This window comes from Streptomyces sp. NPDC101225 (genome assembly GCF_044767585.1).
Taxonomy (GTDB): domain Bacteria; phylum Actinomycetota; class Actinomycetes; order Streptomycetales; family Streptomycetaceae; genus Streptomyces.
This window is the reverse complement of record NZ_JBIWOE010000030.1, coordinates 42,292-63,608: the sequence shown is the minus strand read 5'-3', so window position 1 is coordinate 63,608 and position 21,317 is coordinate 42,292. Positions and strand designations below refer to the sequence as shown.

At 71.2% G+C, this 21,317-nt stretch carries 20 protein-coding genes and 1 pseudogene; 7 read left to right on the top strand and 14 right to left on the bottom strand.

The genetic code is table 11. The annotated features are described in order from the left end of the window. Positions 1-18 precede the first annotated feature (18 nt). Positions 19-1,266, top strand: coding sequence for an ABC transporter ATP-binding protein (locus tag ACIRPX_RS32575; protein ID WP_404201972.1), 1,248 nt, complete (start codon positions 19-21; stop codon positions 1,264-1,266). Continuing rightward, positions 1,263-2,135, top strand: coding sequence for an ABC transporter permease subunit (locus tag ACIRPX_RS32570; protein WP_404201970.1), 873 nt, complete (start codon positions 1,263-1,265; stop codon positions 2,133-2,135). Before ACIRPX_RS32575 ends, ACIRPX_RS32570 begins: the two co-directional genes overlap by 4 nt. A gap of 330 nt (positions 2,136-2,465) precedes the next feature. Here ACIRPX_RS32570 and ACIRPX_RS32565 read toward each other — a convergent pair whose 3' ends face one another. Next, positions 2,466-2,807 (bottom strand): ATP/GTP-binding protein, encoded by a 342-nt coding sequence (locus ACIRPX_RS32565; protein ID WP_404201968.1) that lies wholly within the window; start codon positions 2,805-2,807, stop codon positions 2,466-2,468. Between the two features lie 224 nt (positions 2,808-3,031). On the opposite strand from ACIRPX_RS32565, the gene ACIRPX_RS32560 reads away from it, so the two are divergent. Next, positions 3,032-4,060, top strand: coding sequence for an LLM class flavin-dependent oxidoreductase (locus ACIRPX_RS32560; RefSeq protein WP_404201966.1), 1,029 nt, complete (start codon positions 3,032-3,034; stop codon positions 4,058-4,060). Positions 4,061-4,151: 91 nt separating this feature from the next. Here the strand turns inward: ACIRPX_RS32560 and ACIRPX_RS32555 are convergent, their stop codons facing one another. Further along, on the bottom strand, positions 4,152-4,544 hold the full coding sequence (locus ACIRPX_RS32555; protein ID WP_097269047.1) for an SCO5389 family protein: 393 nt from the start codon (positions 4,542-4,544) through the stop codon (positions 4,152-4,154). Between the two features lie 311 nt (positions 4,545-4,855). On the opposite strand from ACIRPX_RS32555, the gene nucS reads away from it, so the two are divergent. Next, positions 4,856-5,527: an endonuclease NucS gene (nucS, locus tag ACIRPX_RS32550; protein WP_404201964.1), complete on the top strand. Its 672-nt coding sequence runs from the start codon at positions 4,856-4,858 to the stop codon at positions 5,525-5,527. Positions 5,528-5,595: 68 nt separating this feature from the next. Here the strand turns inward: nucS and ACIRPX_RS32545 are convergent, their stop codons facing one another. The 3 genes from ACIRPX_RS32545 to ACIRPX_RS32535 form a co-directional block, all read right to left on the bottom strand. Next, positions 5,596-8,160: an ATP-binding protein gene (locus tag ACIRPX_RS32545; protein WP_404201962.1), complete on the bottom strand. Its 2,565-nt coding sequence runs from the start codon at positions 8,158-8,160 to the stop codon at positions 5,596-5,598. Positions 8,161-8,427: 267 nt separating this feature from the next. Then, the gene (locus ACIRPX_RS32540) at positions 8,428-8,751 is read right to left on the bottom strand and encodes an STAS domain-containing protein (protein WP_404201960.1); all 324 of its coding nucleotides are present in this window, start codon (positions 8,749-8,751) and stop codon (positions 8,428-8,430) included. Positions 8,752-8,921: 170 nt separating this feature from the next. Continuing rightward, on the bottom strand, positions 8,922-9,770 hold the full coding sequence (locus tag ACIRPX_RS32535; RefSeq protein WP_404201958.1) for a 3-hydroxyacyl-CoA dehydrogenase family protein: 849 nt from the start codon (positions 9,768-9,770) through the stop codon (positions 8,922-8,924). Positions 9,771-10,074: 304 nt separating this feature from the next. On the opposite strand from ACIRPX_RS32535, the gene ACIRPX_RS32530 reads away from it, so the two are divergent. Next, positions 10,075-10,647, top strand: coding sequence for a cob(I)yrinic acid a,c-diamide adenosyltransferase (locus tag ACIRPX_RS32530; protein WP_404201956.1), 573 nt, complete (start codon positions 10,075-10,077; stop codon positions 10,645-10,647). A gap of 56 nt (positions 10,648-10,703) precedes the next feature. On the opposite strand, the gene ACIRPX_RS32525 is transcribed toward ACIRPX_RS32530, so the two are convergent. Genes ACIRPX_RS32525 through ACIRPX_RS32510 form a run of 4 tightly spaced genes read right to left on the bottom strand, consistent with a single transcriptional unit; the run spans position 10,704 to position 13,569 of the window. Beyond that, entirely contained in the window at positions 10,704-10,928 is a 225-nt protein-coding gene (locus tag ACIRPX_RS32525) for a hypothetical protein (RefSeq protein WP_404201954.1), read from the bottom strand. Then, entirely contained in the window at positions 10,928-11,362 is a 435-nt protein-coding gene (locus ACIRPX_RS32520) for a hypothetical protein (protein WP_404201952.1), read from the bottom strand. The genes ACIRPX_RS32525 and ACIRPX_RS32520 overlap by 1 nt, the downstream gene beginning before the upstream one ends. A 54-nt stretch (positions 11,363-11,416) precedes the next feature. Continuing rightward, on the bottom strand, positions 11,417-12,880 hold the full coding sequence (locus ACIRPX_RS32515; RefSeq protein WP_404201950.1) for a sensor histidine kinase: 1,464 nt from the start codon (positions 12,878-12,880) through the stop codon (positions 11,417-11,419). Beyond that, positions 12,877-13,569: a response regulator transcription factor gene (locus tag ACIRPX_RS32510; RefSeq protein WP_404201948.1), complete on the bottom strand. Its 693-nt coding sequence runs from the start codon at positions 13,567-13,569 to the stop codon at positions 12,877-12,879. Before ACIRPX_RS32510 ends, ACIRPX_RS32515 begins: the two co-directional genes overlap by 4 nt. A gap of 150 nt (positions 13,570-13,719) precedes the next feature. Between ACIRPX_RS32510 and ACIRPX_RS32505 the strand changes: the two are divergent. Both ACIRPX_RS32505 and ACIRPX_RS32500 read left to right on the top strand, forming a co-directional pair. Beyond that, positions 13,720-13,833 (top strand): annotated as a pseudogene (locus ACIRPX_RS32505) (DNA-binding response regulator); the annotation flags it as partial. A 122-nt stretch (positions 13,834-13,955) separates the two neighbouring features. Next, positions 13,956-15,782 (top strand): glycosyl hydrolase family 18 protein, encoded by a 1,827-nt coding sequence (locus tag ACIRPX_RS32500; RefSeq protein ID WP_404201946.1) that lies wholly within the window; start codon positions 13,956-13,958, stop codon positions 15,780-15,782. A 401-nt stretch (positions 15,783-16,183) separates the two neighbouring features. Here ACIRPX_RS32500 and ACIRPX_RS32495 read toward each other — a convergent pair whose 3' ends face one another. The 5 genes from ACIRPX_RS32495 to atpA all read right to left on the bottom strand — a co-directional run bounded on the left by ACIRPX_RS32495 (position 16,184) and on the right by atpA (position 21,252). Then, positions 16,184-16,630: a DUF2550 domain-containing protein gene (locus tag ACIRPX_RS32495; protein WP_393870144.1), complete on the bottom strand. Its 447-nt coding sequence runs from the start codon at positions 16,628-16,630 to the stop codon at positions 16,184-16,186. 142 nt (positions 16,631-16,772) lie between these two features. Continuing rightward, positions 16,773-17,147: a F0F1 ATP synthase subunit epsilon gene (locus tag ACIRPX_RS32490; protein WP_404201944.1), complete on the bottom strand. Its 375-nt coding sequence runs from the start codon at positions 17,145-17,147 to the stop codon at positions 16,773-16,775. Between the two features lie 113 nt (positions 17,148-17,260). Further along, positions 17,261-18,697 (bottom strand): F0F1 ATP synthase subunit beta, encoded by a 1,437-nt coding sequence (atpD, locus tag ACIRPX_RS32485; RefSeq protein ID WP_404201942.1) that lies wholly within the window; start codon positions 18,695-18,697, stop codon positions 17,261-17,263. Then, on the bottom strand, positions 18,697-19,638 hold the full coding sequence (locus ACIRPX_RS32480; protein WP_404201940.1) for a F0F1 ATP synthase subunit gamma: 942 nt from the start codon (positions 19,636-19,638) through the stop codon (positions 18,697-18,699). The genes atpD and ACIRPX_RS32480 overlap by 1 nt, the downstream gene beginning before the upstream one ends. Positions 19,639-19,659: 21 nt before the next feature. Then, positions 19,660-21,252 (bottom strand): F0F1 ATP synthase subunit alpha, encoded by a 1,593-nt coding sequence (gene atpA / locus ACIRPX_RS32475; protein WP_384264140.1) that lies wholly within the window; start codon positions 21,250-21,252, stop codon positions 19,660-19,662. Positions 21,253-21,317 lie beyond the last annotated feature (65 nt).

Genomic DNA, 21,317 nt, shown 5'->3' with positions numbered 1-21,317 from the left:
TTTCGATGGGTGCGGAGCATGATCGAGGCTGTCGGCCTGACCAAGCGCTACGGCGACAAGACCGCCGTCTACAACCTTTCCTTCCAGGTGCGGCCGGGCGCCGTCACCGGCTTCCTGGGGCCCAACGGCTCCGGCAAGTCGACGACGATGCGGATGATCCTCGGCCTGGACAACCCCACGGCGGGGCAGGTGACGATCGGCGGGCACCCGTACCCCAAGCTGCCGAACGCACCCCGGCACGTCGGGGCCCTGCTCGACGCCAAGGCGGTGCACGGCGGCCGGTCGGCCCGCAACCACCTGCTCAGCCTGGCCCAGCTCTCCGGGATCCCGGCACGCCGGGTCGACGAGGTGCTGGGCGTGGTCGGGCTGCAGGAGGTGGCCAGGAAGCGCTCCAAGGGCTTCTCCCTCGGCATGGGCCAGCGCCTGGGCATCGCCGCCGCGCTGCTCGGCGACCCGCAGGTGCTCCTCTTCGACGAGCCGGTCAACGGCCTCGACCCCGAGGGCATCCTCTGGGTGCGCAACCTGATGAAGGCGCTCGCGTCCGAGGGCCGGACGGTCTTCGTCTCCTCCCACCTGATGAGCGAGATGGCGCTCACCGCCGACCACCTCATCGTGATCGGGCGCGGGCAGCTGCTCGCCGACATGAGCGTCAAGGACTTCATCTCGGCCAACTCCGCCGACTTCGCGCGCGTGCGCACACCCGACGCCGAGCCGCAGCTGCGCGAGAAGCTGACCTCGGCGCTGACCGAGGCGGGCGGGCACGTGCTGCCCGAGCAGGACGGCGCCCTGCGGATCACGGGACTGCCGCTCCCGCGCATCAGCGACATCGCGCACGACGCCGACGTACGCCTGTGGGAGCTGTCGCCGCACCAGGCCTCGCTGGAGGAGGCGTACATGCGGATGACGCAGGGGGCCGTCGACTACCGCTCGACGATCGACCAGAAGGAGGGGCTGATGCAGCCCCTGCCGCCCGGCGCACAGCCGCCGATGCCGGTACCCGGCCTGGGCCAGCCCGACTGGTACGCCCCGCCGCCGCCCCAGCAGGGCGGCCAGGCGTTCGCGATGCCGCAGGGACAGCCGGGACCCTACGGCGTCCCCGGACCGCCCCAGCCGGGTCCCTACGGCGCTCCTGCGGCGCCCGGCGCGGGCGCGCCCGGCCCGTACGCCCAGCCGCCCGGCCCGTACGCCCAGCCGCCCGCCGCGGCGCCGCAGCCGCCCGCGCAGCCCGCCCCCGCCGACCCGACCAAGCCCGAGGACCCCCGATGAGCACGCCCCAGCCCCCGATGCCGCAGGCGGCCGCTGCCGGCCTGCAGGCGGTGCCCGGTGCGCCGTACCCCACCTACACCTCGCCGATCCCCGTCACCCGCACCCATCTCGGGAACGCGATCTCCTCGGAGTGGACGAAGATCAGGTCGGTGCGCTCCACGATGTGGACGCTCGGCGTCTTCGTGCTGCTGGTGGTCGGCATCGGCCTGCTGACCGCCTCGCTGGTCGCCGCCAACGAGTCGGAGGCCGGCCTGGCGGGCGAGAACCCGCTCTCCTTCGGCGTCTTCGGGCTGCTGCTCGGCAGCATGTGCGTCATCACGCTCGGCGTGCTGACCACCGCCTCCGAGTACGGCACCGGCATGATCCGGACCACGATGACCGCGTGCCCGTCCCGCCCGCGGGTGCTGGCCGCGAAGGCGATCGTGTTCTTCGCGGTGGCCTTCAGCGTCACGTTCGTCTCGGCACTGCTCGTCGCCCTCGCCGACGTGGCCATGCTGGACGGCGCGAGGGAGCCGAGCGGATCGGAGTGGCTGAAGGGCACGCTCGGCATCTCGCTCTACGTCGCGCTGCTCGGCCTGCTCTCGCTCGTCGTCGGCTCGATCATCCGGCACTCCGCGGGCGCCATCACCATCATGATCGGCCTCGTGCTGGCGCCCCTGGTGATCGCGCTGTTCATGGTCTCGTCGGCCCTGGAGGACGTGCGCCAGGCCCTGTTCGACTACTCGATCCCGAACCAGCTGGGCGTCTTCTACACCAACTCGCTGACCAACTCCGGCCCGACGGGCTGGGATCCGCTGTGGATCGCCCTGGGCGTGACGGCCGCCGCGTTCGCCGGTGCGGTCGTCCTGCTGCAGAAGCGCGACGTTTGACATGCTCCTCGCCCTGAAGGGCGAGGATTCCGGCCTTCTCAACCGGTTGCTGTGCCGCTACGCGGCACGGTTTCCGGTCTCGAATCCGTGGCTTCCTGCTTCTTCGCGCTGTGCCAGAACGGATTCTGGTCCACCGGCGCTCCGCAGGCCGATACCGCCAGTCCGGCGGCCGTCTTCACGTTGAGAACATGCGAGCGACGCGTCACCGTCACGAAACAGGGTCCGGCTTCCCCGGAAGGCCACCGCGGAGCCCGGCGTCGCGCCCACAGGATTCGCTTCACTCTCGGCCTGAAGGCCGGAGCACTGCGCATGATTCCCGGTAGCGCGAGTTCAGAACTTCGGCGCGTTCCGGGACCGCTGCACCCTGGTGGTGCGGCGGTCCTTCGCGTTCCAGCAGGCCTTGTGCCAGTGCCGGCGGTCGTCGACGCCCGCGTGCTCCGGCCAGGCCACGACGTGCGGGACGCCGGAGGGGATCATCTGGTCGCAGCCCGGGCAGCGGTAGGTCTTGCCCTCGGCACTCGCACCCGCGACATGCCGCACGCTCCACTGCTCGCCCTGCCAGCTCTCGGTCGACTGCCAGCCGCCGTAGCGGCCGGACCGGTCGTCCTCGGCGCTGCGGCCGGACGAACCCGACGAGCCGGCTCCCTTGGGCCGGTTGCGACGCGGGGACACGGGACACCTCACGGGGCTATACAGGAAGCGGGTCGTGTCCAGCCTACGGGCCACGGACAGGGGTAGACGCAAAGGACCGGCCGACTCCGGTTCTTCCCGCCCCGCGCATCCATTCTGCAGAAAATCCGGAAATCTCTCCGCCAGGCCGTGTCCTCGGCACGTGTCAGACGGTTATGCGGGTGTGGGGGAGCTCCGCGTCGGGGCCAAGGAAGCAGGAAAAAGCAATGCACGTAGGAACGTTCGTGTTGGCGGCCCAGTTCCCGGGGCAGGGCCAGGGGGAGGCACTGCACCGCGCGGTCCGCTCGGCGGAGGTCGCGGAGGAGGCGGGTCTGGACTCGGTCTGGCTGGCCGAGCACCATTTCGTACCGTACGGCACCTGTCCGTCGGCGATCACGCTGGCCGCACTGCTCCTGGGCCAGACCCGGCGGATCCGTGTGGGCACGGCGGTCACCGTGCTGCCCACCGCCCACCCCGTGTCGGTCGGCGAGCAGGCCGCGCTGCTGCACATCACCTCCGGCGGACGGTTCTCGCTGGGCGTGGGCCGCGGCGGGCCCTGGGTCGACCTGGAGGTCTTCGGGTCGGGCCTCGAGGCGTACGAGCAGGGCTTCCCGGAATCACTCGACCTGCTGCTGCGCTGGCTGCGCGAGCCGTCGGTCGCGGGGTCCGGCGACCGCTTCGCCTTCCGTGAGGTCCCTGTCGTCCCCAGGCCGTCGGAGTCCCTGTCGGACGCCGCCGGTCCCGAGGTCGTCGTCGCGTGCACCTCGCCGTCGAGCGTGCGGCTGGCCGCCGAGCACGGGCTGCCGATGCTGCTCGGGATGCACGTGGGGGACGAGGAGAAGGCCGAGATGGTCGCCCTGTGGGGGCGGCTCGCCCGCGCCGCCGGGCATCCGCCGCACGTCGTCCGCGGCGCCGCCCATGTCTCGGCCGGCGTCTGCCAGATCGCGGACCGGCGCACGGACGCGGTGGAGGCGCTGACGAAGGCGATGCCGGGATGGCTGAAGCACGGGCTGGAGGCGCATGTCACGGTGGACGGCCGGATCCGGCAGATGCGCGACCCGCTGGCGTACACCGAACTGCTCTGCGGGCTGCATCCGGTGGGCACCCCGCGGCTGTGCGCCGACCGGCTCGCGGCGACCAGCGAGCGGACCGGCATCTCCCGTTTCGCCCTGCTGGTGGAGGGCTCGGGAGATCTGGCGGCCACCGAGGAGAACGTACGGCGGCTGGGCGCCGAGGTGCTCCCCCACCTCGGCTGACAAGACGGCCGTGCCGGAAGCCCGGCGCGGAGCTTGCCGCTCCAGTACTTAAGCACCTCCCGCGTACGGAGCGGCAAGCAGCGGCATGCGCTCAGCAGTCCCTGAACTCCGGTGACTGGTTGAGCAGCTGACTGCGGACCGAGGTGAAGCGCGCCAGCGTCTCGTCGACCGAGGCGTCCAGCGGGAACACCGCCACCCGGTGGCAGTTCTGGAAGGCCAGCCGCACACCGAAGTGCCGTTGCAGCGCGCCGCGTATCGCGTCACTCGCGAGCGCACGCAGCAGCTGACCGCGTGCCTGCTCGTCCGGCGGGGGCGTCTGGTTGTCGGCGAACGAGCCGCCGTCGACCTTCAGCTGGGCCACCAGGGAGCTGATCATCTCCCATGCGTAGGGCAGGGAGGTCCGGACGCAGTCGACGAATTCCGCTTCGTCGACCTCGCCTCGCTCGGCCTTTTCGAGTAGGGCCGGTGAGACGTCGAGCGACATGGGTTCTCCTCTCGCACCCCCGTGGTCGACAGGGGTTGCCGGACAGATGTGGGAGTCCGCGATACCGAACACGCTCAGTACCCGTCTCGCGACCTCCCGTTTACTACGGTAAGCAGCCGACGGGGGCCGCACCAGGAAAATGCGTACATGCGGCGCCCTCATTGGGCCCACAATCAGCCACGAATGAACAAGGGTTGTCTCGGGTGTTCCCGGACAACAGGGGCGGCCCGCCCGGACGGCCCGGCGGGCGGCGGACGGTCCGCGGAGGGCGAATCGCGCCGGGGTGCGTGCGTCGAGTAGCGTTGCCGACCATGCGTCTCGTCATTGCCCGATGCTCCGTCGACTACGCGGGCCGGCTCACCGCCCATCTCCCCTCGGCACCCCGCCTGATCCTGGTCAAGGCGGACGGCAGCGTCTCGATCCACGCGGACGACCGCGCCTACAAGCCCCTGAACTGGATGTCCCCGCCCTGCACGTTGAAGGAGGGCGCGGACGCGGAGGAGGGCGTCTGGACCGTCGTCAACAAGGCGGGCGAGAAGCTGATCATCACGATGGAGGAGATCCTCCACGACTCCTCGCACGAACTCGGCGTGGATCCCGGCCTGATCAAGGACGGCGTGGAAGCACACCTCCAGGAGCTGCTCGCCGACCGCATCGAGACCCTCGGCGAGGGCTACACGCTCATCCGCCGCGAGTACATGACGGCCATCGGCCCGGTCGACATCCTGTGCCGGGACGCCGACGGGCAGACCGTGGCGGTCGAGATCAAGCGGCGCGGTGAGATCGACGGCGTCGAGCAGCTCACCCGCTACCTCGACCTGCTGAACCGCGATCCCCATCTCGCCCCGGTCCGCGGTGTCTTCGCGGCCCAGGAGATCAAGCCGCAGGCGCGCGTCCTCGCCACGGACCGCGGGATCGGCTGCGCCGTGCTGGACTACGACGCCCTGCGCGGCATCGAGGACGACAAGCTGCGGCTGTTCTGACGCCACGGAGCCACGACGACGAGGGCCGGGTCCGTTCCACGGACCCGGCCCTGTCGTCTGCTCGGGTGTCAGATCACCGCGCCGGTGGCGCTGCTCGTCGGTGTACCGGCCGCGCTGCTGGTGGCCGTCGTGGCCGGCGCACTCGACGAGGCGGGGGCGCTGGAGGCCGGGCCGCTGGCCGACGTGGTCGTACTCGGCGACGACTGGCTGTCGGACGGCGACGGGGACGTGGGCTCATCGGACGGCGACGGGGACGCGGGCGCCGAAGGCGACGACGTCGAGGTCGGCGGCTTCGTCGAGCTCTTGGACGGCTTCGGCGTCGACGAGTGCGAGGGCGAGCCGGTCGAACCGCCGCCCGAGCCCTTGGTGCCGCTCGGGGAGTCGGTCGGCCGCCGCGTGCCGGACGGCGGGGTCGGGTCGTCGGACGTGCCGTACGTGCCGTCGGGGCCCGGGTCGGTCGGACGGCTCGTCGCCGACCCGGTGTCGCCCTTGCCGGTGTCGCTCTTCGGCGTGTCGGCGCCGAGGCTGCCGTCGTCGAGTCCCTGGCTGGCGGACGGGTTGACGCCGACGTTGTCCGAGGGGGTGTTGGCGTCGTTGTTGGAGGTCGCCCCGAGCGTCACGACCGTGCCGAGCACCGCCACGAGCAGCGCGCCCGCACCGGCCGCGACCAGGTTGCGCCGGGCCAGGCCCCGGATGCCGGCCCGGTGGGCCTTGGCCGCCGCACCGGACGTGGCCCGGTGGACGACCAGCGTCGGGTCCTCGGCGGACGGGGGCGGCGGGAGACCCGGCAGCGCGGCCGGCACTCCCCCGGGCGGCGACTGCGACTCCTCGTGGCGCGCGTCCGGCACCTCCTCGCCCGCCGTCGAGCCGAGCCCCGGCGCCGTGCCGGTGCGGTCGGCGACCAGGGCGAGGGCGCGGCGGCCGGAGACGGTGCCGTGCTTCTCGGAGAGCGCGGAGCGCAGGCCGATGGAGGTCTCCAGCTCCGTGCGGGAGCGGTCGAACTGCCCGCCGCAGAGCGCGAGGATGCCCAACTCGTGGTGGAAGTAGGCCTGTTCGGACACCTCACCGGCCAGCCGGGCGGCCTCGGCGCCGGACCGCAGGGCGCGCTCCCAGGCGCTCCAGTGCAGGCCCGCGGCGAACGCGGGCGCCGCCGTGCGGGCCAGCTGCACCGTGACGCTCTCCTCGCCCTCGGCCGGCGGCGTCGTGCCCGGCACCAGGACGGCGAGGGCGGCGAGCACCGCGTCCGCCTCGGCGCACACGCGCTCCGGGGTGACCGAGGGGTGACCGGCCCACCAGGCGTAGTGCTGGGCGGCGGTCAGCGCACGGGCATCGATGTCGTCGGCGTATCCGGCGGCTTCGAGCTGCTGGAGCACGCCGGCCGCGAGGCGGTAGCGGGAGCCGACGGGCGAGACCAGTGCGCAGCCGGCGAGCTCACCGAGGGCGGCGTCCGCGTGGGTGTCGCCGACGAGCGCGGGCAGATGGGCCTGGTGCGGCACCTCGCCGCCGAGCGCGACGGCGAACCGCAGGGTGGCGCGCGCCGAGGAGCTGAGCCGCGAGGCCAGCAGCGGCGCGGGCGCGGCGGCCTCGCCCAGCGAGGGCAGCGGTACCTCGTCGACCGCCTCGGTCTCCAGGGGGGCGTCGACGGGCAGCGCGTCCTCGAAGACCCCGAACTCGTCCACGGCGTTCGCGCCGGCCCGCAGCTGGTCGCGGCGCCGCAGCAGGGCGCCGGCCTGCACGAAGCGCAGCGGCAGCCCCTCGGACTCGAACCAGAGGTCGCCCGCCCAGTTGGCCTCCTCCTCGGTGAGGGCCCGGCCGACGGTGCGCTCGATGATGTCCACGCCGCCCGCACGCTCCAGACCGCCGAGGAAGACCTCCTCGACGGCGGACTCGGCGGAGGGGGCGGGGACGTCGGGGGTGGCGCCGACGACGAAGGCGCACTCGGGCGTCGCGTCCAGCAGCTCGTCCAGTCCGGCGCCGCCGAACTCGATGTCGTCCAGGACGACGACCGCGCCGATCTGCCGCACGTACTCCAGCAGTTCGTCCCGGTCCGGACGGTGCAGGGGCGCGTCGTGGACGGCGTAGAACAGGTCGTACAGCAGGTCGTCCGGGGTGCGGCGGAAGCCGCTGAGCCGGACCACGCCGTCGGGGGCGAGGTCCCCGCAGTCCTCGGCGACCAGGCCGAGGAGGCTGGTGCGGCCGGAGCCAGCCGGTCCGGTGAGCCGGACCGAGCGCCCGCGGGCGAGGAGCCGCACGAGCCGCTCGCGCTCCTCCTGGCGCTCCAGGAGCGGCAGCGACGGCAGGGCCGGACCGGGCGGGACGGGCGGCCTGGCCGCGCGTTCCACCTCGGCGCGCCCGGCCGCGGTGAGCTTCTCGGGCCGGCCCGGGCGCTCGCCCGGCGGGCAGGTCTCTATCTCGCTGCCGTCGACCGGATTGACGGTGAGCAGGTAGTCGCCCGTGACGAGCTGCACCGTGCGCGCGAGCGCGGGCGTGTGCTGTCCGAAGTCGGGTGTCAGCGGGTCCCTGGACGGGCGCTGGCGCGGCGGACCGCCTCCCTCACGCTCGAATGCGCTCGCGTGGGAGGTACCTCCGTCGTCATGGCCGTACTCCTCGGGTCCCCGGTTGTTCGGGTCCATAGGTTTCAAGCCCCCCAAAAGCGTCGTGTGTGCCTCGAGCCCCTCCCGGCCTTGCTGCACACCGCGCTGTCGCTTCTGGTCCGGGCCCGCTCGCAGGGACATAGGGCAGCGGGCGACCGAACCCTAAACCTTCGCTCAGTATCTACGACAGCCCGGGGTACCGCTCCGTGCGAGACGTCACAGTCTCGTGAGGATCGCACCTGGCCTGGGCGGCGCCGACGTGCGGCCGGGGCTCCCCCGCAACCCGGACCACACCAGGACGAAGGGTCACACGCGGGGCAGTGACTCGACCCCGATGCCGCCCTCGATCGCCAGGATCCGGTGCAGCCGGGTGGCCACGAGCAGGCGCTGCATCTGCGGCGGCACCTCGCGCAGCACCAGGCGCCGCCCGCAGCGGCCGGCCCGCCGGTGGACACCCATGATCACCCCGAGTCCGGTGGCGTCCCAGGAGGTCAGTTCGGACAGGTCGAGCACCAGGTCGCCGACTCCGTCGTCGACGGCCGTGTGCAGGACCGTACGGGCGTCCGCCGCGCTGCGGACGTCGAGGCGGCCCCCGACGACCAGCTCGGCGTGGTCGCCCCTGATGTACATATGTCGCTCCCCGTGAGTGCGGTGGCGTACTCCGTGACGGTGGCTGTGCAACGTCTGACTGCTTCAGCGGCAACGAGGTTGCCGTCTGTAAGCGAACCGATACCGAATTCACCCCGGCGGGTGATGTTCCAGGGGTCTGTGCGGTCTCAGTGGCTGTACGTACGGGCGTTTCAGTACGTGTAGAAGCCCTGCCCGCTCTTGCGTCCGATGTCACCGGCGTCAACCATCCGGCGCATGAGCTCCGGCGGCGCGAACTTCTCGTCCTGCGACTCGGTGTAGATGTTGCTGGTGGCGTGCAGCAGGATGTCGACGCCGGTCAGGTCCGCCGTGGCCAGCGGGCCCATCGCATGGCCGAAGCCCAGCTTGCAGGCGAGGTCGATGTCCTCGGCGCTGGCGACGCCCGACTCGTACAGCTTGGCCGCCTCGACGACGAGCGCCGAGATGAGACGGGTCGTCACGAAGCCGGCGACGTCGCGGTTGACGACGATGCAGGTCTTGCCGACGGACTCGGCGAACTCCCGCGCGGTGGCGAGGGTTTCGTCACTGGTCTTGTAGCCGCGGACGAGCTCGACGAGCTGCATCATCGGCACCGGGGAGAAGAAGTGCACGCCCACGACCCGCTCGGGGTGCTCCGTGGCCGCCGCGATCTTGGTGATCGGGATCGCGGAGGTGTTGGAGGCGAGCACGGCGTCCTCGCGCACGATCTTGTCGAGCGTGCGGAAGATCTCGTGCTTGACCTCGAGCTTCTCGAAGACGGCCTCGACGACGACATCGGCGTCGGCGACCGCGTCCAGGTCGGTGGTCGTGGTGATGCGGGCGAGGGACGCGTCGGCGTCGTGCGCCTCCAGCTTGCCCTTGCCGACGAACTTCGCGTACGAGGCCCGGATGCCGCCGACGGCACGGTCCAGTGCCTCGTCGGTGACGTCGCGCAGGACGACGTCCCAGCCCGCCTGGGCGGAGACCTGGGCGATGCCGGAACCCATGAGGCCGGCTCCGATGACGGCAAGCTTCCGTGCCACGTCTGCGACTCCCCTTTGAAACGCCTTACACGCTGTTTACGTATGCCTCTTCGGCGGACCTTAGCGCTCCGTCGGTGCTGTGTGACCGGTAAGTAATGCGCGTCACGTCTCATCTGACGGACATCACACCGGCACGGGTCATTCCATGCCTCGGACGGCCTAGTTGAGCGCCCTGACGCCCCACGCCGAGCAGCCCGCCCGCCGGTCGGCGCCCCGACCGTGCCGGCCGTCGGCCCCGCGGCGCCCGCCGTGACGGTGGGCACACGTGTGTTCCGGACGGCCGCGGCGTAACTACGCTGGTCACATGGTCAATCTGACGCGTATCTACACCCGGACCGGCGACCAGGGCACCACCAACCTCGGTGACATGAGCCGGGTCGCCAAGACCGACCTCAGGATCTCGGCGTACGCCGACGCCAACGAGGCCAACGCGGTCATCGGCACCGCGCTCGCGCTCGGCGGCCTGGACGAGGAGGTCGTCACGGTCCTCACCCGCGTCCAGAACGACCTGTTCGACGTGGGCGCCGACCTGTCGACGCCGGTCGTGGAGAACCCGCAGTTCCCGCCCCTGCGGGTCGAGCAGTTCTACGTCGACAAGCTGGAGGCGGACTGCGACCGGTTCAACGAGCGCCTGGAGAAGCTGCGCTCCTTCATCCTGCCCGGCGGGACCGCGGGCGCCGCCCTGCTGCACCAGGCCTGCACGGTCGTTCGGCGGGCCGAGCGCTCGACGTGGGCGGCGCTGGAAGCGCACGGCGAGACGATGAACCCGCTGACCGCGACGTACCTGAACCGCCTCTCGGACCTGCTGTTCATCCTGGCGCGGGTCGCCAACAAGGACGTGGGCGACGTTCTGTGGGTGCCCGGCGGCGAACGCTGAGCACGGTGAGGGCGGGGAGCGCCGGTCCGTGCGCTCCCCGCCCTCACCCGCTCTTCTCAGCGGCCCGTGCCGTCCGTGCCGTCCGAGTCGTCCTGGGCCGCGTCCTTGTCCGCCTGTGCGAGCGCGGACTCGGCCGCGGCCACCTTCTGCTCCATCTCCGGGTAGCCGGAGGGGCTCGCGGACGAGGAGGGCGCGGTGGCCGCCGGTGCGTGCTCCCGGGCGCAGCCCGCGAGGAGCCCCACGGCCAGCAGGGCCGCGGCCGCCGCCGCCCGGGCACGCATCACTTGCCCCCCGCGCCGTTGCCGTTGTCCGCGCACCACGTCTTCACGTCGGCCAGGTCCGTCTCGCGCTGCTTGAGCGTGGTGACCAGGGACGTGCGGAAGGTCAGCCGGTCCTGCAGGAACGTGGCGATCTCGTCGTGGCCCGCGCTCTTGGCGTTGTCCACGCGCTGCTGCAGCCGCGCCACCGAACCGCGCCTGCCCACACCGGCGTTGAGCCGCTTCAGGGCCCGGTCGAGGCGGTGGTCGATCTTCGGCACCCGCCGGCACAGCTGCCGCGCGCCGTCACCGGTCGGCCCCGGCGCCGGCGACGCCGTGGACGTCGCAGCGGTCGTGGAAGTCATGTTCTCGGCCATCGCCACACCGGTGCCGGTGGCCAGGACCGCCGCCGTGGCCACCCCCACCAGGAGCGTGCGCCTGTGTCGTCGTACGTCCATCTCAGCCTCCGTAGACGCGGACGGCCCCCTTCGTCCGTCCGTACGCCGTGCAGGCTAGGAAGGCTCTTTGGGGAAACTCTGTGACCGGTTTGTCCCGGCCGTGGTGATCAGCCAGTCGCGGTGGGCCGGCAGCGTGCCGCCCGTGGACGGCAGCCGTACCTCGAAGCGGGAGCCGGTCCCCCCGGGGCCGCCGGCGACCGTGACGGTGCCCCGGTGCAGCGCCGCCTGCTGGGCCACGAGCGTCAGGCCGAGGCCGGTGCCGGAGCTGCCGGGCCCGCGCTCGAAGCGCTCGAAGACGCGGGCGCGGGCCTCGGGCGGCACCCCGGGGCCGCGGTCGTCGACCGTCACGACGACCTGTTCGCCCGCGCGTCGCACCCCCACCGCCACACGCGCACGGCCGGTCCCGTCCCGTCCGTGCGCCAGGGCGTTGGCCACCAGGTTGTCCAGAAGCAGCCGCAGCCCGGGCTCCCAGCCGTGCACGGTGAGCCCCGGCGCCGCGTCCAGGGTGATCCGGGCGTCGGGCGCGCGCCGGCGGGCCTCGGCCACCGAGGCGTCCGCGGTCTCGGCGACGTCGACGGTCCGGAAGGCCTCGGCCTCCACCAGGTCGCCCCGGCCCAGGTCGCGCAGCATCACCAGCAGGCTCAGCAGCCGGGCGTGCTCGCCGCGCAGATCGGCCAGCACCTCGGAGCGGTCCGGTTCCGGCAGGTCGGGATGGCCGGCGAGGATGTCGAGGTTGGTGCCCATGCTCATCAGCGGGGTGCGCAGTTCGTGCGAGGCGGCCGCGGCGAAGGAACGGGCGGTGTCCAGGGCCTCGGCGGTGCGGGCGGCCTGCTCGTCGTAGCGGGCGAGGGCCTTCTGCAGGGTCGCCGCCAGCTCGTCGACCTCGGTCACCCCGGTCGGCTCGTGGTGCAGCCGGGCGCTGCTGGTGCGCGGGTCGAGTCCGGCGGTACGTCGGCCCAGACGGCGCAGGGGGCCGGTCGCTCCGGTGGCGATGCCCCAGGCGAGCAGGCCGGACAGCGGCACGGCGAGCAGCGTCGTCCACACCACCCGCCGTCGTACGAGGCGGAGTTGGGCCTGGTCGGCGGCGTCGGGCGAGAAGACCCACAGGGTGCCCGGACCGCGTCCCGTCCTGACCGGCAGGGACAGCGCGCGCCAGCTGGTGCCGCCGTCCCGGACCGTGACCGGGGTGTTCCTGCGCGCCGGGAGCGGCACCGAGGCGTCCGGCTGCGGGCCGCCGCTGAAGGTGCCGCCCGGGCCGACGACGCGGACGCCGACGTCGAGGGCGGCGGTGTAGAGCTGCCGCTCGCGGGTGTCGGCCGCCTTGGGCCGGCCGTTCGCACTGGCCCGCAGCAGGGCGCGGGCGTCCGGGGCCACGGCGGCGGCGCGGGCGCGCAGATGGTCGTCCTCGGCGCTGTGCAGGTCGTGGTCGACGAGCCGGAGCAGCAGCCAGCCGGAGGCCAGCACCAGCAGCGGCACGGTGACGCCGACGGCGATCCCGATGCGGGTGGACAGCCTCACGTCTCGTCCCGCAGCACGAAGCCGACGCCGCGCACGGTGTGCACGAGCCGGGGCCGGCCGCCGGCCTCCAGCTTGCGCCGCAGATAGCTGACGAAGGTGTCGACGGCGTCGGTGCGCACCTCGAAGTCGTAGCCCCACACCCGTTCCAGGAGCTGGTCCCGGGTGAGGACCAGCCCGGCGTTGCGGGCGAGGACCTCCAGGAGTTCGAACTCGCGCCGGGTCAGCTCCAGCGGCCGGCCGTCCCGCTGCGCGGTGCGGGCCGCGGGGTCGACGACCAGGCCCGCGACCCGCAGCACCTCCCCGGCGAGCGGGCGGCGGCGCAGCAGCGCCTGCAGCCGCAGCACCAGTTCCTGCAGGGCGAACGGCTTGACCAGGTAGTCGTCGCCGCCCGCCTGGAGCCCGGCGATGCGGTCGGCGGTCTCGTCGAGTGCGGAGAGCATCAGCACGGGAAGGTCCTGGCCGTCGCCGCGGAGCCGTTCGCACACCTCGATGCCGCTCATGTCCGGCATCGACACGTCGAGGACGAGGACGTCGGGCGGCGTCTGCCCGATCACCGCGAGCGCCTCGCGGCCGCCGTCCGCCGTGCGCACCCGGAAGCCGCTGAGCCGCAGCCCGCGCTCCAGGGAACGCCTGATGGCCGGGTCGTCGTCCACGACCAGTACCGCTCCGGGACTGCCGGTCTCTCCCATGCGCCCTCCCCTCATCGCCCGGTCAGGGTACGGCCCTCCTCCCCGGCTCGTCCGGCGGCGTCGGCCGGGGGCCTCGTCGGCGGGATCGGATACGTCAGGTCGTCGCGGAGCGTCTCGCGGACGTTCTCGTGCCGACCACCTTCGGCCTCGCCGCTGAACATGGCCGAGGCGACGGTGAAGGCGCACGTCAGCCGCCGTCTGGGCAAGCCGGAGCTGCGCGGCCGGGTGCAAGCGGCGGTGCTCGCGCAGGAGTTGGGGATCTGAACGATCCGGTCACCCAGTGGTACAGACCTATTGACCGGTGGTCCAGACCTTTCTATTCTCGCGGCACCGTGGGTGCGAAGGCTCAGTCGCGCCCTCATCCCCTTAGACGAGGGAGGCGCCGCATGCGCTTCAGACACAGAGCCGCGGCAGGGTTCGCGACCCTGTTGCTCCCCCTGGCCGGCCTGGTCGGCCTCGCGAGCCCCGCCCAGGCCGCGACGAACGCCACCGCCACCTATACCAAGACCCAGGACTGGGGAACCGGTTTCGGCGGTCAGTGGACCATCAAGAACACCGGGGCCAGCAGCATCAGTTCGTGGACCGTCGAGTGGGACTTCCCCTCCGGCACCTCCGTCACCTCCGCGTGGGACGCGGACGTCACGAGTTCCGGCACCCACTGGACCGCCAAGAACAAGTCCTACAACGGCACCCTCGCCCCCGGCGCCTCCGTATCCTTCGGCTTCAACGGCGCGGGCTCCGGCTCCCCGTCCAACTGCAAGCTGAACGGCGACAGTTGTGACGGCACCACGGTCCCCGGCGACGCGGCACCCTCCGCGCCGGGCACCCCCACCGCCTCCTCCGTCACCGACACCTCGGTGAAGCTCTCCTGGAGCGCGGCCACCGACGACAAGGGTGTCAAGAACTACGACGTCCTGCGCGACGGCACGAAGGTCTCGACGGTCACCACGACCTCGTACACGGACACGGGCCTCACCGCCGGCACCGACTACTCCTACACCGTCCAGGCCCGTGACACGGCCGACCAGACCGGTCCCGTGAGCGGCGCGGTCGCGGTGCACACCACCGGCGGCACCACCGACCCGCCGCCGACCACCGGCGGCAAGGTCAAGCTCGGCTACTTCACCGAGTGGGGCATCTACGGCCGCAACTACAACGTCAAGAACCTGGTGACGTCCGGCTCGGCCGCGAAGATCACGCACATCAACTACGCCTTCGGCAACGTCACCAACGGCCAGTGCGCCATCGGCGACTCCTACGCCGACTACGACAAGGCGTTCACCGCCGACCAGTCGGTGAGCGGCGTCGCGGACACCTGGGACCAGCCGCTGCGCGGCAACTTCAACCAGCTGCGCGAGCTGAAGGCCAAGTACCCGAACATCAAGGTCCTGTGGTCCTTCGGCGGCTGGACCTGGTCCGGCGGATTCGCCCAGGCCGCGGCCAACCCGGCGGCCTTCGCGCAGTCCTGCTACAACCTGGTCGAGGACCCGCGCTGGGCCGACGTCTTCGACGGCATCGACATCGACTGGGAGTACCCGAACGCCTGCGGTCTGAGCTGTGACAGCAGCGGTGCGGCGGCGTACAAGAACCTGATGCAGGCGCTGCGCGCCAAGTTCGGCTCGAACAACCTGGTCACGGCGGCCACCACCGCCGACGCCTCGGCCGGCGGCAAGATCGAGGCCGCGGACTACGCGGGCGCCGCCCAGTACGTCGACTGGTACAACGTGATGACGTACGACTTCTTCGGCGCCTGGGACGCGCAGGGCCCCACCGCCCCGCACTCCCCGCTCACCTCGTACTCCGGCATCCCGAAGGCCGGCTTCACCACGGCCGACGCGATGGCCAAGTTCAAGGCGATCGGCGTCCCGGCCAAGAAGCTGCTCATCGGCATCGGCTTCTACGGCCGCGGCTGGACCGGCGTCACCCAGGACGCCCCGGGCGGCACGGCCACCGGCCCGGCGGCCGGCACGTACGAGCAAGGCATCGAGGACTACAAGGTCCTCAAGACGTCCTGCCCGGCGACCGGCACGGTCGGGGGGACGGCGTACGCGCACTGCGGCAGCAACTGGTGGTCCTACGACACCCCGTCGACCATCGCCGGAAAGATGAGCTGGGCCAAGTCCCAGGGCCTCGGCGGCGCGTTCTTCTGGGAGTTCAGCGGTGACACCAGCAACGGCGAGCTGGTGAGCGCCATCAGCAGCGGAATGAGCTGATTCCCCGCCGCGTCACACGTCCGCCGCGGGCGGCCCACGGGCCGTCCGCGGCGGACGTCTTTTCGCGCCCCGTACGCCCCCCGCGTGCGCTGTGGAGGGACATTCGGCCCCTCGCGGCGGGTCCGAACGGCAGGTGGAGGGCGCCCCGCGACCGGGAAAGATGGACATCTCAGCCGGCAAGTGGAACCGCTCGATCAGGGGGATGAGATGTCACGGGGGAAGCAAATGAGGCGGAGGACCAAGAGGCCCAACAGGGCGATGGCAACAGGCGTGTTCACGGGAACCGCGGTCACCGCGGTGGCGGCCGTCCTCGCCGCGCTGCCGCTGCACGTCACGGTGAGTCTGAGCCCCGATCCCGGCCCCGTCGTGGCCGGCCAGGGCGATACCCCGAATCCGGAATGTCAGGCGACGTTGACGCGCTGACCGGGCGGGGCGGCCTCCAGCCAGGCGAGGAAACCGGTCAGCGCGTCCTCACTCATGGCGAGTTCGAGACGCGTGCCCCGGTGCAGGCAGGTCAGGATGACGGCGTCCGAGAGCAGCGCCAGCTCCTCCTCGCCCTCGGGCAGACGGCGGCCGGCGACCTCGATCGCGGCGCGCTCCAGGGTGCGCCGCGGCCGGTAGGCGTAGGAGAAGACGCGGTACCACTCGATCCGGTCGCCGTTGTAGCGGGCGACGCCGTAGCTCCAGCCCTTGCCGCTGGTGTCGGCCTTCTCCGGGACACCCCAGCGCAGCGAACAGTCGAAGGTGCCGCCGGAGCGCTGGATGAGTCTGCGGCGCAGGCCGAAGACGAACAGTCCCAGCACCACCAGGGCCACGACGATTCCGCACACAGTCAGAGCGAGGACCATCGACACCGACCTCCTCGTCTCCTAGGTACCGAAAACAGGTAACGGAACGGAAAAAACATCCAGATCTGCCTCAGCCGCGGTCGGCTCCGGATTGCTCCGGTTCCGACCGCGGCTGAGTGACGTCATCACGCTCCGCGCGGGTTCAGCTCGTCGTCGCCGCACGCAGTCGTACGTCCGCGCGGCGCTCGGCGGAGGCGTCGGCATCCGACTTGGCGCGATCCCGCGCCCGCTCCGCCCGCTGGACGTCGATCTCGTCCGCGAGCTCGGCGATCTCCGCCAGCAGCGACAGCTTGTTGTCCGCGAACGAGATGAAACCGCCGTGCACCGCGGCGACAACCGTTCCACCATCACTCGTACGGATGGTCACCGGGCCCGACTCCAGCACGCTGAGCAGCGGCTGGTGACCGGGCATGACGCCGATGTCGCCGGACGCGGTGCGAGCGACGACCAGGCGGGCCTCACCGGACCAGACCTGGCGGTCGGCAGCGACCAGCTCGACGTGCAGCTCAGCAGCCAAGGGTGGCTCCTCGGGTCACCACCCGGCCCTCTCGCCGGGTGTTGGTTACAAGTCTAGTAGGCGTGGCAGAGGGGGCGGGACGCGCCCGCCCCCTCACGCCACGAGCACCGGGGTCAGGAGACGCCCAGCTCCTTGGCGTTGGCCTTGAGGTCCTCCAGGCCACCGCACATGAAGAACGCCTGCTCGGGGAAGTGGTCGTAGTCGCCGTCGCAGATCGCGTTGAACGCGGCGATCGACTCGTCCAGCGGAACGTCCGACCCGTCGACGCCGGTGAACTGCTTGGCGGCGTGGGTGTTCTGGGACAGGAAGCGCTCCACACGACGGGCACGGTGGACGACGAGCTTGTCCTCCTCGCCGAGCTCGTCGATACCGAGGATCGCGATGATGTCCTGGAGGTCCTTGTACTTCTGCAGGATCGTCTTGACGCGCATGGCGGCGTCGTAGTGGTCCTGCGCGATGTACCGCGGGTCCAGGATGCGGGACGTGGAGTCCAGCGGGTCCACGGCCGGGTAGATGCCCTTCTCGGAGATCGGACGGGAGAGAACCGTCGTCGCGTCGAGGTGGGCGAAGGTGGTGGCCGGGGCCGGGTCGGTCAGGTCGTCCGCGGGGACGTAGATCGCCTGCATCGAGGTGATCGAGTGACCACGCGTCGAGGTGATGCGCTCCTGCAGCTGACCCATCTCGTCGGCCAGGTTCGGCTGGTAACCCACCGCGGAGGGCATACGGCCGAGCAGCGTGGAGACCTCGGAGCCGGCCTGCGTGAAGCGGAAGATGTTGTCGATGAAGAACAGCACGTCCTGCTTCTGGACGTCACGGAAGTACTCGGCCATGGTCAGGCCGGCCAGCGCGACGCGCAGACGGGTGCCCGGGGGCTCGTCCATCTGGCCGAAGACCAGCGCGGTCTTGTCCAGAACGCCGGACTCTTCCATCTCCGCGATGAGGTCGTTGCCCTCACGGGTGCGCTCACCGACGCCCGCGAAGACGGAGACGCCCTCGTGGAGGTTGGCGACACGCATGATCATTTCCTGGATCAGCACGGTCTTGCCGACACCGGCACCACCGAACAGACCGATCTTGCCGCCCTTGACGTACGGGGTCAGCAGGTCGACGACCTTCAGGCCGGTCTCGAACATCTCGGTCTTGGACTCGAGCTGGTCGAACGCCGGGGCCTTGCGGTGGATGGACCAGCGCTCGCCGTCGTAGGACTCGTCGACGTTCAGCACCTCACCGAGGGTGTTGAACACCTTGCCCTTGGTGAAGTCGCCGACGGGGACGCTGATGCCCGTACCCGTGTCGGTCACCGTGGCCTGGCGGACCAGACCGTCGGTGGGCTGCATGGAGATGGTGCGGACCAGGCCGTCGCCCAGGTGCTGGGCGACCTCCAGGGTCAGCGTCTTCTTCTCGCCGGCCTTGGCCGGGTCGGCCACCTCGACGTGCAGCGCGTTGTAGATCTCCGGCATCGCGTCGACGGGGAACTCCACGTCGACGACCGGGCCGATCACCCGGGCGACGCGGCCCGTGGCAACGGCCGTCTCAACAGTGGTCGTCATTACTTGTCACTCCCCGCGGTCGCGTCGGCCAGGGCGCTCGCGCCACCGACGATCTCGCTGATCTCCTGGGTGATTTCGGCCTGTCGGGCCGCGTTGGCAAGGCGGGAGAGCGTGTTGATCAGCTCGCCCGCGTTGTCGGTGGCCGACTTCATCGCGCGGCGGGTGGCGGCGTGCTTGGAGGCAGCCGACTGGAGCAGCGCGTTGTAGATACGGCTCTCGACGTAGCGCGGCAGCAGGGCGTCGAGGACGTCCTCCGCCGACGGTTCGAACTCGTAGAGCGGACGGACCTGGCCCTTGGCGGGCGCGTCCGTGCCGGTGGCCGCCGACGACTCGGTGGCCACGTCCTCGAGGCGGAGCGGCAGCAGGCGTCCGTCGACCGCCGTCTGCGTCATCATCGAGACGAACTCGGTGTAGACGATGTGGAGTTCGTCCACCCCGCCGTCCGCCGTGTCCTTCTCTATGGCGTCGATGAGCGGCCCCGCGATCTGCTTCGCGTCCGCGTACGAGGGCTCGTCCGTGAAACCGGTCCACGAGTGCGAGATGGTGCGCTCGCGGAAGTTGTAGTGGGCGATGCCGCGGCGGCCGACGATGTACGTGTCGACCTCCTTGCCCTCCGCCTCCAGGCGCGCGGTCAGCCGCTCCGCCGCCTTGATGGCGTTCGAGTTGAAGGCGCCGGCCAGACCACGGTCGCTCGTGAGGAGCAGCACCGCGGCACGGGTCGCCGACTCCACCTCGGTGGTCAGCGGGTGCTTGGTGTTCGAACCGGTACCGACGGCCGTGACCGCGCGGGTGAGCTCGGTCGCGTAAGGGGTGGAGGCCGCCACCTTGCGCTGCGCCTTGACGACGCGCGAGGCGGCGATCATCTCCATCGCCTTGGTGATCTTCTTGGTCGCGGTGACGGATCGGATGCGACGCTTGTAGACCCGGAGCTGGGCTCCCATGAGTCAGGTCCCTTCCTTACGTCACTTGGCGGCAGCGGCCGGAGCGTCCTCGCCGAGCAGCTTGCCGTCGGCGGTCTCGAACTGCTTCTTGAACTCCGCGACCGCGTCGGCCATGGCCTGCAGGGTGTCGTCCGACATCTTGCCGCCCTCCTTGATGGAGGTCATGAGGCCCTGCTCCTTGCGGTGCAGGTACTCCAGCAGCTCCTTCTCGAAGCGGCGGATGTCGGCCACCGGGACGTCGTCCATCTTGCCGGTGGTGCCGGCCCAGATGGAGATGACCTGGTCCTCCGTGGCCATCGGCTGGTACTGCGGCTGCTTGAGCAGCTCGACCATGCGCTGGCCGCGCTCCAGCTGGGCCTTCGAGGCGGCGTCCAGGTCGGAACCGAAGGCGGCGAACGCCTCCAGCTCACGGAACTGGGCGAGGTCGACGCGGAGCCGGCCGGAGACCTGGCGGATCGCCTTGTGCTGGGCGGAACCACCGACACGGGAGACCGAGATACCGACGTTCAGGGCCGGGCGCTGGCCGGCGTTGAACAGGTCGGACTCCAGGAAGCACTGGCCGTCGGTGATGGAGATGACGTTGGTCGGGATGAACGCCGACACGTCGTTGGCCTTGGTCTCGACGATCGGCAGACCGGTCATCGAGCCCGCGCCCATCTCGTCGGAGAGCTTCGCGCAGCGCTCCAGCAGGCGGGAGTGCAGGTAGAAGACGTCACCGGGGTAGGCCTCACGGCCCGGCGGGCGGCGCAGCAGCAGGGACACGGCGCGGTAGGCGTCGGCCTGCTTCGACAGGTCGTCGAAGATGATGAGGACGTGCTTGCCCTCGTACATCCACTGCTGGCCGATGGCCGAACCGGTGTACGGCGCGAGGTACTTGAAGCCGGCCGGGTCGGACGCCGGGGCGGCGACGATGGTCGTGTACTCCAGGGCGCCGGCCTCTTCGAGGGAGCCACGCACGGAGGCGATCGTGGAGCCCTTCTGGCCGATGGCGACGTAGATGCAGCGGACCTGCTTCGACGGGTCGCCGGTACGCCAGTTGTCGCGCTGGTTGATGATCGTGTCGACGGCCAGGGCGGTCTTGCCGGTCTGACGGTCACCGATGACCAGCTGGCGCTGGCCGCGGCCGATCGGGGTCATCGCGTCGACGGCCTTGTAACCCGTCTCCATCGGCTCGTGCACCGACTTGCGCTGCATGACCGTGGGGGCCTGCAGCTCGAGGGCGCGACGACCGCTGGTCTCGATCTCGCCGAGACCGTCGATCGGGTTGCCGAGCGGGTCGACGACGCGGCCGAGGTAGCCCTCGCCCACGGCGACCGAGAGCACCTCACCGGTGCGCTGCACCGGCTGGCCCTCCTCGATGCCGCTGAACTCGCCGAGCACGACCGCACCGATCTCGCGCTCTTCCAGGTTCAGCGCAAGACCGAGGGTGCCGTCCTCGAACTTCAGCAGTTCGTTGGCCATGGCCGAGGGCAGGCCCTCGACCTTCGCGATGCCGTCGCCGGCAAGGGTGACCGTACCGACCTCCTCGCGCGAGGCCGCGTCCGGCTTGTACGACTGGACGAAGTTCTCCAGCGCGTCCCGGATCTCCTCCGGCCGGATCGTGAGCTCCGCCATCTGGGTTCCCTGCTCTCCTTGTTGGGCCCGAAGTCTTTGGGGGTCTGGGGCTGTTTCCCTCAGCG

What these genes read in the sequence shown, in the direction of transcription:
- ACIRPX_RS32560 (WP_404201966.1), top strand. Translation starts at nt 3,032, where the DNA reads ATGCACGTAGGAACGTTCGTGTTGGCGGCCCAGTTCCCGGGGCAGGGC.
- ACIRPX_RS32525 (WP_404201954.1), bottom strand. Translation starts at nt 10,928, where the DNA reads ATGCGTGCCCGGGCGGCGGCGGCCGCGGCCCTGCTGGCCGTGGGGCTC.
- ACIRPX_RS32480 (WP_404201940.1), bottom strand. Translation starts at nt 19,638, where the DNA reads ATGGGAGCCCAGCTCCGGGTCTACAAGCGTCGCATCCGATCCGTCACC.
- ACIRPX_RS32575 (WP_404201972.1), top strand. Translation starts at nt 19, where the DNA reads ATGATCGAGGCTGTCGGCCTGACCAAGCGCTACGGCGACAAGACCGCC.
- ACIRPX_RS32495 (WP_393870144.1), bottom strand. Translation starts at nt 16,630, where the DNA reads ATGGTCCTCGCTCTGACTGTGTGCGGAATCGTCGTGGCCCTGGTGGTG.
- ACIRPX_RS32510 (WP_404201948.1), bottom strand. Translation starts at nt 13,569, where the DNA reads ATGGGAGAGACCGGCAGTCCCGGAGCGGTACTGGTCGTGGACGACGAC.
- ACIRPX_RS32555 (WP_097269047.1), bottom strand. Translation starts at nt 4,544, where the DNA reads ATGTCGCTCGACGTCTCACCGGCCCTACTCGAAAAGGCCGAGCGAGGC.
- ACIRPX_RS32520 (WP_404201952.1), bottom strand. Translation starts at nt 11,362, where the DNA reads ATGGACGTACGACGACACAGGCGCACGCTCCTGGTGGGGGTGGCCACG.
- ACIRPX_RS32500 (WP_404201946.1), top strand. Translation starts at nt 13,956, where the DNA reads ATGCGCTTCAGACACAGAGCCGCGGCAGGGTTCGCGACCCTGTTGCTC.
- ACIRPX_RS32530 (WP_404201956.1), top strand. Translation starts at nt 10,075, where the DNA reads ATGGTCAATCTGACGCGTATCTACACCCGGACCGGCGACCAGGGCACC.
- ACIRPX_RS32540 (WP_404201960.1), bottom strand. Translation starts at nt 8,751, where the DNA reads ATGTACATCAGGGGCGACCACGCCGAGCTGGTCGTCGGGGGCCGCCTC.
- nucS (WP_404201964.1), top strand. Translation starts at nt 4,856, where the DNA reads ATGCGTCTCGTCATTGCCCGATGCTCCGTCGACTACGCGGGCCGGCTC.
- ACIRPX_RS32570 (WP_404201970.1), top strand. Translation starts at nt 1,263, where the DNA reads ATGAGCACGCCCCAGCCCCCGATGCCGCAGGCGGCCGCTGCCGGCCTG.
- atpD (WP_404201942.1), bottom strand. Translation starts at nt 18,697, where the DNA reads ATGACGACCACTGTTGAGACGGCCGTTGCCACGGGCCGCGTCGCCCGG.
- atpA (WP_384264140.1), bottom strand. Translation starts at nt 21,252, where the DNA reads ATGGCGGAGCTCACGATCCGGCCGGAGGAGATCCGGGACGCGCTGGAG.
- ACIRPX_RS32545 (WP_404201962.1), bottom strand. Translation starts at nt 8,160, where the DNA reads ATGGACCCGAACAACCGGGGACCCGAGGAGTACGGCCATGACGACGGA.